Genomic DNA, 13,630 nt, shown 5'->3' on the forward strand with positions numbered 1-13,630 from the left:
GCCCTAAAAGTGAAAATTTTACTTTTAGGGTTTGCTATGAAATTAAACCAAAATACCTATAATTAAAAAATGGACGTTTTAAATAAAAAACATTTTCTCACAGTAAAAGACCATTCTGTTTCAAAAGAAATTTTCGATTTGTATCATGATGAAAATTTGGATATGCTGATCACTTCGCCGCAGCCAGATTTAGAAAATTTAGGAAGATATTACGAAAGCGAAGATTATATTTCGCATACAGACAACAAACGTTCTGTTTTTGAAAAAGCATATCATTTTGTAAAAAGTATCGCTTTAAAAAATAAATTGAATTTAATTAATTCGGAACAATCTCAAAAAGGAAAGATTTTAGACATCGGTGCCGGAACTGGTGATTTTTTATTGACAGCAAAAAATGACGGCTGGAATGTAATTGGAGTTGAGCCAAGCGATCGAGCAAAAAATATTGCCAAGCAAAAAGGAATTTCATTTGTTGAAGAAATCAGCGAACTCGAAAATAATTCTTTTGACGTAATTACAATGTGGCACGTTTTAGAACACGTTCCAAATTTAGAATTTCAAATTCAAGAATTGAAGCGATTGCTTAAGCCAACTGGAACATTAATTATTGCGGTTCCAAATTTTAAATCATACGACGCAAAATATTACGGAGAGTTTTGGGCGGCTTTTGATGTGCCAATTCACTTTTGGCATTTTTCGAAAAAAGCGATAAAATCACTTTTTGAAAAAGTCGACATGAAATTAGAAAAAGTGCTTCCAATGAAATTTGATTCATTTTATGTGAGTCTTCTTTCTGAAAAATACAAAACCGGAAAAATGAATTATATCAATGCATTTTTTGTCGGTTTGCGATCCAATTTAAAAGCGTCATCAACAAAAGAGTATTCATCGCACATTTATGTCCTAAAAAACAGCTAAAACGGCAAATAAGCGCGTTTAAAGCGTTTTCTTGTTGTTAACGAGGGTTTGTGTTGTCTTTTTTAAGATAATCGCTTAGAAAAAAGCTATGAAAGTCACTTTTAATAGTGATATTTTATAGCTTTTTTTTGATCCATAAAGAAAACTAATACCTTAAAATTGCTGCTATTTTTGGGATTTTTTCTTGTTTTTTTCGATTTTTAATTTTGGACTTTTTCAAAAAAAAATTTCGCGATTTTTGTTTTTTTAAGCTTGTGGTTTTTTGTTTTTCAAAAATTGAAAATTTATAAAATGTTTCAAGAAAAAATGCTTCAATTTTTCAAAACAGCTAAATTTTAAAAAAGAACATTTTTTTGACTTCTTTTTTCATCAAATTTTAAAAAGGAAGAATCTAAAAAGTTTTAGACACACACTTATTGACAAAAAAGGGATCAAAACTTGAAATAAGCGTATTTAAGGCGTTTTCTTGGTTAAATTGAGGACTTGTATTGTCTTTTTTGAGAAATTATCGGAGACAAAAGCTATGAAAGCCACTTTTAATAATGATATTTTATCGAATACTTTTATGCCATAAAAAAAACTAATATCATAAAATTTTAGCATTTTTTAAACTTTATGTTGGTGCTATTTATTTTTTTATATTTTTGTCTTTCATACCAATAAAAAAAATAGAAATTTAGAAATGAAAAAAGCATTAGTAATTATCGGACTTTCAATTTTGGCTGTTTCTTGTAATCAAACAGCAGAAGTTAAGGAAGTAAAAACAGCTTACGTAGATACTTCAGTTTTAATGAAAGAATACACTGAAGCAAAAGACCTGGAAGCAAAATACAAAGCTCAGGCGGAGGAAAAAGGGAGACAACTACAAGCTGAAATTACTCGTTTTAAACAAGACGCTGCTAATTTTCAAAGCCAGGCGCAGGCAAATGGCCAGCAATGGGCACAACAAAGAGGAGCTGAATTGCAAAAAAGAGAGCAGCAATTGGGTTATGCTCAACAAGCTTTATCACAGCAATTACAGCAGGAAAGCGGTGTAGAAATGGATTCGTTAATCAGCGGTGTTAAAAAATTCATCAAAGATTACGGTAAAAAGAACGGTTACGCATACATTTATGGTACAGGTGATGCTGCATCAATTTTATATGCTGAAGATAAATTTGATATCACAAAAGATATCATTAAAGAATTGAATGACAAGTATAAAGCAGCTCCAAAAACCGATGGAAAACCTGCTGCAAAAGAAGGTGAAGAGGCTAAAAAATAAACTACCAAACTAACTAAATTAAATGGAGAAACCTAAATCAGCAATTGATTTAGGTTTTTTTCTTTTATAAAAATGCGATACTTTTGACGTTTAATACTTGCCAGAATGCAAAACGTTTCAGAAGCTGCTGCTTACACCTTACAATTCATAAATCAGACGCAAAAATCCATCTTTCTTACCGGTAAAGCAGGTACAGGAAAGACGACGCTTTTGCGTGAAATTATTGCGACTACGCATAAAAACACTGTAGTTGTAGCTCCTACAGGTATTGCAGCGTTAAATGCTGGTGGTGTTACGATTCATTCTATGTTTCAGCTGCCTTTTTCGGCTTTTATTCCTTCTTACGAAGAGAGTTCACAGTTTACTGAAACAGTGAAATTTGAAAATAAAGAATCGCTGCGAAGACATTTCAAAATGAATAATGTCAAGCGAAATGTGATTCGAAACATGGAATTGCTGATTATTGATGAAGTCAGTATGCTTCGCGCTGATTTACTGGATGCGATTGATTTTATGATGCAGACAGTTCGAAGAAATACGCGAGCTTTTGGTGGTGTTCAAGTACTTTTTATTGGCGATTTATTACAGCTTCCGCCGGTAATTCGCGATGAAGAATGGCGAACTTTGCGTAATTATTACAAAGGAAAATTCTTTTTTCACTCGCATGTCATTCAGCAAAACCCACCTTTGTACATTGAATTATCTAAGATTTATCGTCAGAGCGATGATGTCTTTATTTCTGTTTTGAACAATCTCCGAAATAATCAAATCACAAAAGAGGATATTCAGGTTTTAAATCAATATGTAAAACCCGATTTTGATCTGAAAATGAATCCTGGTTTTATCACGTTAACGACTCACAATGCAAAAGCCGATGCGATTAATGAACAGGCAATTAATGATTTGCCAGGAATTGAATTTTCCTATCAGCCGTTTGTAGTTCACGACTTTCCAGAGAAAATTTTTCCTGTTGAAGAAAATCTGAAGCTTAAAGTTGGCGCTCAGGTTATGTTTGTCAAAAATGATTTGTCTTTTGATAAACGTTATTTCAACGGAAAAATGGGAATAATAAAATCGCTTTCTGCAGAAGAAATTTTTGTTCATTTTCCGGAAGAAAATAAGACTATTGAGGTAGAGAAATACGAGTGGAAGAACATTCGCTACAAAGTAAACGAACTTACAAAAGAAATCGAAGAAGAGGTTTTGGGCACTTTTGCGCATTATCCGCTAAAACTGGCTTGGGCAATTACGGTTCATAAAAGTCAGGGTTTGACTTTTGAGAAAGCAGCGCTGGATGTATCGCAAGTTTTTTTGCCTGGACAGGCATATGTTGCACTTTCACGTTTAACGTCCTTAAACGGGCTTATTTTGCTTTCTTCGATACAAATGAATGGTCTTTCGAATGATCAAGACGTGATGGATTATGCTTTGAACAAAGCTTCGGAAGACGATCTGAAAAATTCGCTTCATTTTGAAACTAAAAATTTTATACATAACTATCTGATTAACAGTTTTAATTGGACAGATCTAGCGCAGGAATGGCGCAATCATCGTTTCAGTTATAACGAAAATGCAACAGGATCAGAAAAAGCAAAACATTCCGTTTGGGCGTATAAACGCCTGGATTCTATTGAAGCGCTTGTAAATCCTTCGCAGAAATTTATCAATCAGCTTAATAAAATTTTCAGCAGCGAAACTGTCGATTTGGTTTTTGTGAAAGAAAGAGTAGAGGCGGCTTATGAGTACTTTTTTAAGCCAATGGATAAGCTGGTTACAGATCTTTTAAGTAAAATAGCTGAAATTCAGAAATTTAAAAAAGTTAAGGAATACTACGAAGAATTATCAGTGCTGGACGATTTACAAACAAAAGCCGTTTTGCGTTTAATGAAAGCTAAACTGCTGGTTGAAATTGTGGTTTCCCGTGAAACAATCAGCAAAGAAAGTCTGACTTCTCCTGCAATTAAAAATTATAAAACGGATAAAATTTCAAAAATCAGAGAAGATTTTAAAATGACGAATACGGATATGTTTCAGGTTGATGAACCTGTTACGCGTTATTCTTATAAAAAAGCTGAAAAAGAGGCTGAAAAAGCTGTAAAAAAGACAACTGTAGAAGAAACGTACGATCTCTGGGTTGAGAAAAATTCTGTTGAAGATATTGCACGGATCAGAAAATTGACGGTTCAAACGGTAGAAACGCATTTGATAAAACTGATTCAAGCCAAAAAAGTTGATATTGTTGACGTTCTTTCAGATGATAAAATTCTGGCACTTCGTGATGCTTTTGAGTTTTATCAAGAAGAATCTTTGAGTCCGTTGAAGGAAAAATACGGTGATGAATTTACTTGGGATGAACTGAAGATGTTCAAGGCCAGCATAAATTGATTCTAGATTTTGTAACTTGTGTTTAGAATTCTAAATTTTAGAAGTATTGCAAAAAACATTATGTAAAATAGAAATCATGAAAAAACTAGTATATCTCTCAATTGCAATATTTTGGATGAGCAATGTAATTGGCCAAGATCTGAAACCAGAATATCAAAAATTTATTAAAAGTTTTATTGCCGATGTAAAAAAAGGAGATAAAGAAGCAGTTGCGGGATTTATTTCTTTTCCACTCAGCAGAGAATATCCAATTCCGAGCATCACCAACAAAGCCGATTTTATAAAAAAATATGATCAGATTTTTGATGCAAAATTGACAAGTGAAATTATTAAATCGAATCTTGCAAAAGATTGGTCAGAAATGGGCTGGCGTGGTATTATGCTGAACAGCGGCACTTTATGGATGGATACTGACGGTAAAATAATAGGAATTAATTATCAGTCGCAGTTTGAAAAAGATTTAAAAGCAAAACTGATTGCTTCTGAAAAAACGAAGCTTCATCCTTCAATTGCAAATTTTAAGGCACCGGAGTACATTCTTGAAACTTCAAAATTCAGAATCAGGATTGATGATTTAGGGAATGAAAATTATCGCTATGCTTCTTGGTCAATCAAGCAAAAAATGAGTGAAAAGCCTGATTTGATAATCACTAACGGAAAATGGGTTCAGCAAGGATCTGGAGGAAATCATTATATCGAATTCAAAAAAGGAAATTATATTTATACTTGTGATATTATAGTTTTAGGTACAAGTGAGTCGCCGCCAGCGCGATTAGTTATTACACAAAACGGAAAAGAAATTTTAAATCAAAACGCGACAATTGTTCCACGATAAACAAAAAGCCTCTTCAATTTGAAGGGGCTTTTTGTTTATATCGCAGACATTGCCTTTTCAAGCTCTTTTTCCTGCGTTATTTGCGTTAATTTTAATTTTTGAATACTTAGCTCGTTTTCTTTCGTTTTTAGCCTTTGTTTCGCTAGTTCTTCTTCTGATATTGAAGTTGTGGTAATTTTATTTTCTATTTTTTGGTTTTCAAGCTCAAGTTTGCTGATTTTGTCTTTTGTAGACTTCAGATTATTTTCAGATTTGCTGAGATTTTTCTTTTTAGATTCTGCTTCTTTTTTCTGCTTTTCCAGCTCCTTTTGCTGTTTGCTTAATTCCAAAATTTGATCATCAAGTCTTCTGTGATTTTCTGCCAGCGTTCTTTGAATTTCTTTTTCAGCTTTTTGAAATTCTATTTCCTGCTGTGTTTTATCTTTATTAATTTGTTGAGCAATAAAGTATTGCGAGTTTAGCAACAACACTGAAAGAGCAAACGTTTTGAATATCTTTTTCATCCTTATTTTAAGTTTTAATAAAAAACGAAATTAGGAGTGGATGAAATTTAAAAGTGAAATTTTAAGTTTTATAAATAGTAGAATAAGGCAAAAAAAAATCCGATTCAACTGAATCGGATTTTTTGAAATTTATAAGTTTTCGACTAAGATCCAGGCATCTGGATTTTCGCCTTTTTGTATTTCTTTTTGAGCTTGTGCAGCTTCAGCCATCGTGGCATAACTTCCGTATAAAACCGGGAATAAGCCATGTTTGTTTTCGCCAAGCATTCGAGCCTGATAACCATCTTTGATCAATTGATTATATGCTTTTCTAGCATTTTCTTCACTCCTGAAAGCACCAGCCATAATGTGGTAAGGCATTAGTTTTGCTTCAGGCGATTCCACTTTTGCAGAATCTACAGAAAGTGTTACTGCAGGCAAAGGATTTTGGATGAAGAAAGTAGCTTCCTGAATCTTGTTTTCTACTTTTTTCTGAACTGCGCTTTCCACCACTAATGTCTGCGAAGCAATTTGATTTTGATATAATGGATATCCGATGCTTCCAGTAATTCCAAGTCCTAAAACAAAAATAGCGGCATATTTCAAGAATGGATTTGATGATCGAGTTTCCTCATCATCGTAAAGAGCCACAGTTTCTTTCGTCGAAACTTCTTCTAAGTTGCGCTCAAGAACCTCTTTTTTGATAGCAGGAGAAATAAACGGACTTAATCCAAACGAAGTTGCTAAATAGTTCGTTTGATCATTTGGTGTGAAAATGATGTTTTTTTCAGAATTCAAGCGAATTTCGCCAATATTTTTTAAGCTTATTGTGCCATCTTCTTCAAGTGTTTTTTTCCAGCTTAAAACTTCAAAAGCAATAGCGCTTACAGCAAAACCATATGATGTTTTTTCAGCATATGCAATATGATTGGCAAGCAAACCGTCATTGTTTTTTAAATGACTGTTGAACGTGATCATTTTTTTTGGAGGAAAAAACGAATTCGTGTTTTCATTCAGCTGCGCTGACTGAATTTCCGTCAAAAAAGCACCAAAGCCTGGTACCGTTACACACTGATAACGATACAATAACTGTCCTATGTAAGTTTCGATTTTCATAGTAACAAAGTTAGGGAACGAATATAGTTATCAAAATTTTATTCACAATTTTTATTAACAATTGAGATTATTTTATAGACAATTAGTTTTCAAATATTTATATCATAAGTTATTCAGGTCGTAGGGGCGAAGATGTCATAAAAACTATTTTTTATTAAGAAATTACTTTAATTTAACCATATTTGCAGCTTAATTTTGTTTTAGTTTTTAATTCTATTTTACATAATATTTTTAAACAATGTCAGACCAGGAATTATTTTACTTGTTAGCCTTACTCAAAGTCGATGGAGTAGGAGATATTATGGCGAAAAAATTATTGGCACATTGCGGAAACGCTGAAGCCGTTTTTAAAGCAAAATCAGTTCAAATTGCTGGGATAGATGGAATTGGTTCGGTTTTACTCAAAAATTTAAAAGACAAAACTGTTTTTGAAAAAGCCAATCAGGAACTTGAATTTATAAAATCAGATGGAATAAATGTTTCCTATTTTCAAGATATAAATTACCCGGATCGCTTAAAACACTGTATCGATTCGCCGGTTTTGATCTTTACTTCTGGGAATATAGATTTAAAAAACAAAAAGCTGATCAGCATTGTGGGAACTCGGCAAGTAACATCGTATGGAATTGATTTTTGCAAAAAATTGATTGAAGATCTTGTACCGCTTGATCCTGTAATCGTTAGTGGATTTGCGTACGGTGTTGATATTGTGGCGCATCAATTAGCGATGGAAAATGGCTTGCAGACTATTGGTGTTTTGGCGCATGGTTTAAATCAGATTTATCCAAAAACACACAAAAAATATATTGCAAAAATGGAAGAAAACGGCGGATTTATTACAGAGTTTTGGAGTTCCTCAAATCCTGATAAAGAGAAATTTGTTCGCCGTAACCGAATTGTAGCCGGTATGACCGAGGCTACAATTGTAATCGAATCTGCAGATAAAGGAGGATCATTAATTACGGCCAATTTAGCTAATGATTATAACCGCGAAGTTTTTGCTGTTCCTGGCCGCGTAACAGACCGATACAGCCAAGGATGTAATGATCTGATTAAAACGCAAAAAGCAAATGTCCTGACAGGTGCTGCCGATTTGATTTATGTCTTGAACTGGGATCTTGAAAAGAAGCCGAAAACGATCCAAAAACAGCTTTTTATTGATCTTGAACCAGATGAGCAGAAGATTTATGATTTTCTGCAAAAAAACGGAAAAGAGCTTTTAGATAGTATTGCCTTAGAGTGCAATTTCCCAATTTTTAAAATATCTGGAATGCTTTTAAATATGGAACTTAAAGGTGTGATCAGGCCTTTGCCTGGTAAAATGTTTGAAGCAATTTAAGTGTTTTTTTAACACAGAAACTTGGATTAAATGATATAAAGAATATATTTGTTTAACCAAAAATCATACTTTAATGAATATAATTGAACTATTTGAAAATGCTGGAATTTACAAAGAGAACATAAGGGATTTCAGCGCCGAAGACATTGAAAAAGCAAGAAGACAGTTTGAAATTGAACGCTCAGGAAACTCAAATGTGCAGCATGATCTAGGCGATAATTTAATTTTAGCGATGCAAAATTTTGCTGGACAGCTTTTATTTATTTCTAATAATCGAATCTTATATAATTTTTTTTCAAAAAAGAATTATTCCCGAAACAGATTTAATTCGGACTATAAAGTTTCTTCTAGTAAAGAAGATGTTCAGGCATTTATTGACAAATTTTTATCTAAAGATTTAGACGCTATTTTAAATCAATTAATCGAACAAAATAGATTTGATAATATTGATGATTTCTTGGCAGTAAAGGAATATCTTCCTGAAAATTCTATGGAAAATCTTAGCAAAAAAGTATCTGAAAAACTCGATTTTGCGATAGATTCAATAAACGGAAACTTGCAATTAAGTGATATAAACAGAACGGTTGAGTTCCTTAAATACCGCAGTTTTTATGTTTTAGTTTCTCATTTTAGATCGACTGAAAAAGATGAGAAGATTAAAACAGTGTACAACAAAGTTTATAATTTGCACAGTAATTCGGCGGTTCGACATGAATTAATGAACCCAATGATTTCATCTTTAGTGAATTATAATGCGGTTAATTATGATTTGAATGCTTTGTTCCGAAAAAATAAAGACGCTCTGGATGCAGCAAACGAAAGAGTAAGTGATTCTGGAAGTTCTTCTGGTTTTTCTGGCTGGTCGATCGTTGTTGTTATAATTATTGTAATACGAGTGATTTTGCTTTTAGCACGTCTAGGTAGAGCATAAAAACGCCATTTAAAAGATATAAAAAAAGCCTGATAGAAATTGTTTTATCAGGCTTTTTATTTGGGTTTCTATTTTTCAAATCCAAGTACCGCGCGAACTTTTGCTAGCACTCCGTCAGCAACAACTGAAGCTTTTGCCGCGCCTTTTTTCAATAGCGCATCAACTTCTTCAAGGTTGTTTATGTAGTAATTGTATTTTTCTCTTTCAGTTTTAAATTTTTCTGTAATCAATTCAAACAAAGCTTGTTTGGCATGACCGTAACCGTAATTTCCGCCTAAATAATTGGCTCTCATTTCGGCAATTTGAGTTTCATTTGCTAATAAAGAATAAATTGCAAAAGCGTTGCAGGTATCCGGATTTTTAGGTGCTTCAAGCGGTGTGCTGTCCGTTTCAATACTCATAACCTGTTTGCGTAAAGTCTTATCGTCAAGAAAAATATTGATAATATTATTGGCAGATTTACTCATTTTTCCTCCGTTTGTTCCCGGAATCAACATAGTGTCTTCCTGAATTTTAGCTTCTGGAATTACAAAAGTTTCTCCCATTTGATGATTAAATCTTGTAGCAACATCACGCGTGATTTCTAAATGCTGCGACTGATCTTTTCCAACTGGAACAAACTCAGCATCATATAATAAAATATCTGCGGCCATTAACATCGGATAGGTGAAAAGTCCCGCATTTACATCGTCTAAACGATCGGCTTTATCTTTAAAAGAGGTTGCCAAACTTAAACGTTGAAACGGAAAAAAACAGCTTAAATACCAAGTCAATTCGGCAGTTTGAGTAACGTCAGACTGTCTGTAAAAAGTAACTTTATCAGGATTTAAACCACATGCCAGCCAAGCCGCAGCCGTGCTGTACGTATTTTCTCTTAATGTTTTACCGTCTTTAATTTGCGTTACCGAATGTAAATCAGCAATAAACAAATAAGATTCATTTGCCGGATCGCTCGATAATTCAATTGCAGGAATAATTGCTCCCAATAAATTGCCTAAATGCGGTGTTCCTGTACTTTGAACACCAGTAAGTATTTTTGCCATTCTCGATTTTTTCTGAATTGCAAATGTCGTGATGTTTTTTTTAACCGCAAAGTCTGTAAAGGTTTTACGCAGAGATTTGGAAGTTATTGGATGTTTTTTAACGCAAAGGGCGCAAAGGTTTTTCGCAAAGTGAAGAAGATGAAATAATCTTAAAGGTTTGCTTTGCAATAAGATCTCAAAGTTATATCCTTAAAATATCGCTTCTTTAGGTTAAATAATGGATTTAAAAAATAAGAATTTATTTATTAAATTTGATATTTTTATAATTATGACAGAAAACGAAATATCAAATATTATTATTGGAATTGCTATTGAAATTCATAAAAAACTTGGGCCAGGTTTGTTGGAAAATGTCTATAAAGAATGCTTGTTTTATAAAATTAAGAAGCGAGGACTTCTTGTAGAAAAAGAAAAAGCAATGCCATTAGTTTTTGAAGAGGTTCAACTTGATTGCGGATTTCGTATTGATTTGCTGGTTGAAAACAAATTCCTTATCGAAATTAAAAGTGTAGAATCTCTTAGTTTAAATCATTTGGCGCAAACATTAACATATTTAAAACTAGGAAACTACAAACTCGGTTTACTTATAAATTTCAATGAAACGCTGCTAAAAAATGGAATTAGAAGAGTCATAAACAACCTATAGATAAAGCTCTGAGACCTTATTGCAAAGCAAACCTCAAAGAAATATAACTTCATTTCTTTGCGAAAAACCTTTGTGAACTTTGCGTTAAAAACCTAGAAAGAAACTTCAAAGTTTTATGAAAACCCCCTCTGACTCTTTAAAATAAAAATTTGCAATAAAAAAACGCTGTAAAATTCATTAAGGTTTTATTACATTTGAAACTATGAAAGGAATAAAGATTATTTTTTGGGTTTTATGGCGCATTTGGTTTTATGTTTTAATGGCCATTCCGATATTGATTATGTTGCCGTTTTTATTGATTTCTATTATATCAGAAAGCGGATACCCCTATTTTTTTAAAATGGCCCGCATTTGGTCTAAATTCATCCTTTACGGGATGGGTTTTTATTACAAAGTAAAGCGCGAGCAGAAGCTTGTTAAAAATACAAGCTATATGATCGTCGCAAATCATACTTCGATGACGGATATTATGCTGATGCTGGCTATCATTAAAAATCCTTTTGTTTTTGTTGGAAAAAAAGAATTGGTGAAGATTCCGCTTTTTGGATTTTTCTATAAAAGAACTTGTATTTTGGTAGACAGGAATTCTTCAAAAAGCAAAAATGAAGTTTTCAAAAGAGCACAAAACAGGCTTAATCAAGGACTTAGTATTTGTATTTTTCCAGAAGGAGGCGTTCCAGATGATGAAAGTGTTTTGCTGGATGAGTTTAAAGACGGTGCCTTTCGCTTGGCGATAGATCATCATATTCCGATTGTCCCAATTGTTTTTCCAGATAACAAAGAACGTTTTTCATATACTTTCTTAAGCGGAAGCCCTGGAAAAATGCGAGCAAAGATCCTTCCATTTGTTGAAACAAGCGGATTAACAGGTGAAAATCGAAAACAACTTCGTGATCAAGTAAGACAAATAATTTATAACGGATTACTCGAATTCAAGCAAAAAGATTTGAAATAGTAGATAAAAAACAGAACCCGGCATTCCTTAAGCATCAGGAATGCCGGGCTTTTTTTTGAACTAAAATAACCCCTTATTTATATTCAAAATCTTATCTGTGAATGATTTTTTCTGAAATAAATCGCAATACTTTTTTAAATTTCAATTTGGTTTTTCTTCGGTTTTTACTGTACAACACTTCTATTTTCTCTTTCATGGTTAAAAATATTAAGGATTGATAATAAAGAGTTTATCTAAAACTCAAGCTAACATCACATTACTATAGAGAGCAAAAAATGAAAAAGGTTGCGTGAGATATGAAATTTTTTTTATCAAAAGAGAATAAAAACCCGTCAGCACCAAATAAACCAACGGATTTTTATTAAAAAACAAATCAACCAAATTCATTCTAAAAATTTTCAAAAAGGCACTTATGGCGATGCCAATTAAAATTTAATTATTAGTTACTAGATGAGATTTTTTTAAAATGGTTGCGTCAATTTTTAATTTTTTTTCAAAATAAAAAACCCGACAAGATTTAATCTTGTCAGGTTTTAAAAAAAAGTCTGCAATTTGCAGACTTTTAAAGTTTTATGCGTTAGCTAATTCTTTGATGTGAGCTTTAATTTTAACTTCTAATTCATCAGCTAATTCTGGATTATCTTTAATTAAAGCTTTAACGGCATCACGCCCTTGGCCTAATTTGGTATCTCCGTAGCTGAACCAAGATCCTGCTTTTTTAACGATTTCAAATTCAACCGCTAAATCAAGAATTTCTCCAGTTTTAGAAACACCTTCTCCGTACATAATGTCGAATTCAGCAGTTTTAAAAGGCGGAGCCACTTTGTTTTTAACAATTTTAACTTTAGTTCTGTTTCCAATTACGTTTTCTCCATCTTTAATTTGAGAAGAACGGCGAATATCTAGACGTACTGAAGCGTAGAATTTTAATGCATTACCACCCGTTGTAGTTTCAGGATTTCCAAACATTACACCAATTTTCTCTCTCAGCTGGTTGATAAAGAAAACAGTACAGTTTGTTTTACTGATTGTTCCAGTTAATTTTCTCAAAGCTTGAGACATCAAACGTGCGTGAAGACCCATTTTTGAATCTCCCATTTCGCCTTCGATTTCACTTTTTGGAGTCAAAGCCGCAACCGAGTCAATTACCACGATGTCTATAGCTCCAGAACGAATAAGGTTTTCAGCAATTTCTAAAGCCTGTTCTCCGTTGTCTGGCTGAGAAATAATCAGGTTTTCGATATCTACGCCTAATTTTTCAGCATAATTTCTATCAAAAGCATGCTCAGCATCTATAAAAGCTGCAATTCCGCCCGCTTTTTGAGCTTCAGCAATTGCATGTAATGTTAAAGTAGTCTTACCAGACGATTCTGGCCCGTATATTTCAATAATTCTTCCTTTTGGATATCCATTAACTCCAAGAGCTAAATCAACACCAAGTGAGCCAGAAGAAATCGTTTCTACCTCCACAATGGCTTTGTCGCCCATTTTCATTACGGTTCCTTTTCCGTAGGTTTTGTCAAGTTTGTCAAGTGTTAGCTGTAACGCTTTTAATTTGGCTTCTTTGTCTGAACTCATCTTTTCTTAAATTATCTAAATGGTTATTTTTAGCCGTCAAAAAAATATAGAAGAAAGTTTTCCTGCTTTTTGAACGACTTATAATTTTGTAAAATTACTTCTTTTTTTGAAGTTTGATTATGTCAAATTGTTACAAAT

Annotated in this window: 12 protein-coding genes; 8 read left to right on the forward strand and 4 right to left on the reverse strand. The window is 33.0% G+C overall.

Annotation, left to right across the window (positions count from 1 at the left end; all coding sequences use genetic code 11):
- Window positions 1-69: 69 nt before the first annotated feature.
- From GKZ88_RS20080 to GKZ88_RS20095, 4 genes are all read left to right on the forward strand, one after another.
- Complete coding sequence (locus tag GKZ88_RS20080; RefSeq protein ID WP_155104100.1) at window positions 70-918, forward strand: class I SAM-dependent methyltransferase; 849 nt, start codon at window positions 70-72, stop codon at window positions 916-918.
- A gap of 682 nt (window positions 919-1,600) precedes the next feature.
- Window positions 1,601-2,182: an OmpH family outer membrane protein gene (locus GKZ88_RS20085; protein ID WP_155104101.1), complete on the forward strand. Its 582-nt coding sequence runs from the start codon at window positions 1,601-1,603 to the stop codon at window positions 2,180-2,182.
- Window positions 2,183-2,287: 105 nt separating this feature from the next.
- Window positions 2,288-4,567 (forward strand): helix-turn-helix domain-containing protein, encoded by a 2,280-nt coding sequence (locus tag GKZ88_RS20090; protein ID WP_155104102.1) that lies wholly within the window; start codon window positions 2,288-2,290, stop codon window positions 4,565-4,567.
- A gap of 76 nt (window positions 4,568-4,643) precedes the next feature.
- The gene (locus GKZ88_RS20095) at window positions 4,644-5,402 is read left to right on the forward strand and encodes a hypothetical protein (protein WP_155104103.1); all 759 of its coding nucleotides are present in this window, start codon (window positions 4,644-4,646) and stop codon (window positions 5,400-5,402) included.
- A gap of 35 nt (window positions 5,403-5,437) precedes the next feature.
- On the opposite strand, the gene GKZ88_RS20100 is transcribed toward GKZ88_RS20095, so the two are convergent.
- Window positions 5,438-5,905, reverse strand: a complete 468-nt coding sequence (locus tag GKZ88_RS20100) for a hypothetical protein (RefSeq protein WP_155104104.1) — start codon at window positions 5,903-5,905, stop codon at window positions 5,438-5,440.
- A 129-nt stretch (window positions 5,906-6,034) separates the two neighbouring features.
- Entirely contained in the window at window positions 6,035-7,000 is a 966-nt protein-coding gene (locus GKZ88_RS20105; RefSeq protein WP_155104105.1) for an SPOR domain-containing protein, read from the reverse strand.
- 238 nt (window positions 7,001-7,238) lie between these two features.
- Between GKZ88_RS20105 and dprA the strand changes: the two genes are divergently transcribed.
- The gene (gene dprA, locus GKZ88_RS20110) at window positions 7,239-8,339 is read left to right on the forward strand and encodes a DNA-processing protein DprA (protein WP_155104106.1); all 1,101 of its coding nucleotides are present in this window, start codon (window positions 7,239-7,241) and stop codon (window positions 8,337-8,339) included.
- A gap of 73 nt (window positions 8,340-8,412) precedes the next feature.
- A complete protein-coding gene (locus tag GKZ88_RS20115; protein WP_155104107.1) occupies window positions 8,413-9,270 on the forward strand; it encodes a hypothetical protein in 858 nt (285 codons plus the stop codon).
- Between the two features lie 68 nt (window positions 9,271-9,338).
- On the opposite strand, the gene trpS is transcribed toward GKZ88_RS20115, so the two are convergent.
- On the reverse strand, window positions 9,339-10,313 hold the full coding sequence (gene trpS / locus GKZ88_RS20120) for a tryptophan--tRNA ligase (protein ID WP_155104108.1): 975 nt from the start codon (window positions 10,311-10,313) through the stop codon (window positions 9,339-9,341).
- A 217-nt stretch (window positions 10,314-10,530) separates the two neighbouring features.
- Between trpS and GKZ88_RS20125 the strand changes: the two genes are divergently transcribed.
- Window positions 10,531-10,959 carry a GxxExxY protein gene (locus tag GKZ88_RS20125; RefSeq protein ID WP_347343901.1) on the forward strand — a complete coding sequence of 143 codons (429 nt, stop codon included), beginning with the start codon at window positions 10,531-10,533 and terminating at the stop codon, window positions 10,957-10,959.
- A 202-nt stretch (window positions 10,960-11,161) separates the two neighbouring features.
- A complete protein-coding gene (locus tag GKZ88_RS20130) occupies window positions 11,162-11,914 on the forward strand; it encodes a lysophospholipid acyltransferase family protein (protein WP_155104109.1) in 753 nt (250 codons plus the stop codon).
- Between the two features lie 570 nt (window positions 11,915-12,484).
- Here the strand turns inward: GKZ88_RS20130 and recA are convergent.
- Entirely contained in the window at window positions 12,485-13,492 is a 1,008-nt protein-coding gene (gene recA / locus GKZ88_RS20135) for a recombinase RecA (protein WP_089053501.1), read from the reverse strand.
- Window positions 13,493-13,630: the final 138 nt, after the last annotated feature.

The sequence above is a fragment of the Flavobacterium sp. LC2016-01 genome (assembly GCF_009711135.1).
Classification (GTDB): Bacteria; Bacteroidota; Bacteroidia; order Flavobacteriales; family Flavobacteriaceae; genus Flavobacterium.

What these genes read in the sequence shown, in the direction of transcription:
- GKZ88_RS20080 (WP_155104100.1), top strand. Translation starts at nt 70, where the DNA reads ATGGACGTTTTAAATAAAAAACATTTTCTCACAGTAAAAGACCATTCT.
- GKZ88_RS20085 (WP_155104101.1), top strand. Translation starts at nt 1,601, where the DNA reads ATGAAAAAAGCATTAGTAATTATCGGACTTTCAATTTTGGCTGTTTCT.
- GKZ88_RS20090 (WP_155104102.1), top strand. Translation starts at nt 2,288, where the DNA reads ATGCAAAACGTTTCAGAAGCTGCTGCTTACACCTTACAATTCATAAAT.
- GKZ88_RS20095 (WP_155104103.1), top strand. Translation starts at nt 4,644, where the DNA reads ATGAAAAAACTAGTATATCTCTCAATTGCAATATTTTGGATGAGCAAT.
- GKZ88_RS20100 (WP_155104104.1), bottom strand. Translation starts at nt 5,905, where the DNA reads ATGAAAAAGATATTCAAAACGTTTGCTCTTTCAGTGTTGTTGCTAAAC.
- GKZ88_RS20105 (WP_155104105.1), bottom strand. Translation starts at nt 7,000, where the DNA reads ATGAAAATCGAAACTTACATAGGACAGTTATTGTATCGTTATCAGTGT.
- dprA (WP_155104106.1), top strand. Translation starts at nt 7,239, where the DNA reads ATGTCAGACCAGGAATTATTTTACTTGTTAGCCTTACTCAAAGTCGAT.
- GKZ88_RS20115 (WP_155104107.1), top strand. Translation starts at nt 8,413, where the DNA reads ATGAATATAATTGAACTATTTGAAAATGCTGGAATTTACAAAGAGAAC.
- trpS (WP_155104108.1), bottom strand. Translation starts at nt 10,313, where the DNA reads ATGGCAAAAATACTTACTGGTGTTCAAAGTACAGGAACACCGCATTTA.
- GKZ88_RS20125 (WP_347343901.1), top strand. Translation starts at nt 10,531, where the DNA reads ATGGATTTAAAAAATAAGAATTTATTTATTAAATTTGATATTTTTATA.
- GKZ88_RS20130 (WP_155104109.1), top strand. Translation starts at nt 11,162, where the DNA reads ATGAAAGGAATAAAGATTATTTTTTGGGTTTTATGGCGCATTTGGTTT.
- recA (WP_089053501.1), bottom strand. Translation starts at nt 13,492, where the DNA reads ATGAGTTCAGACAAAGAAGCCAAATTAAAAGCGTTACAGCTAACACTT.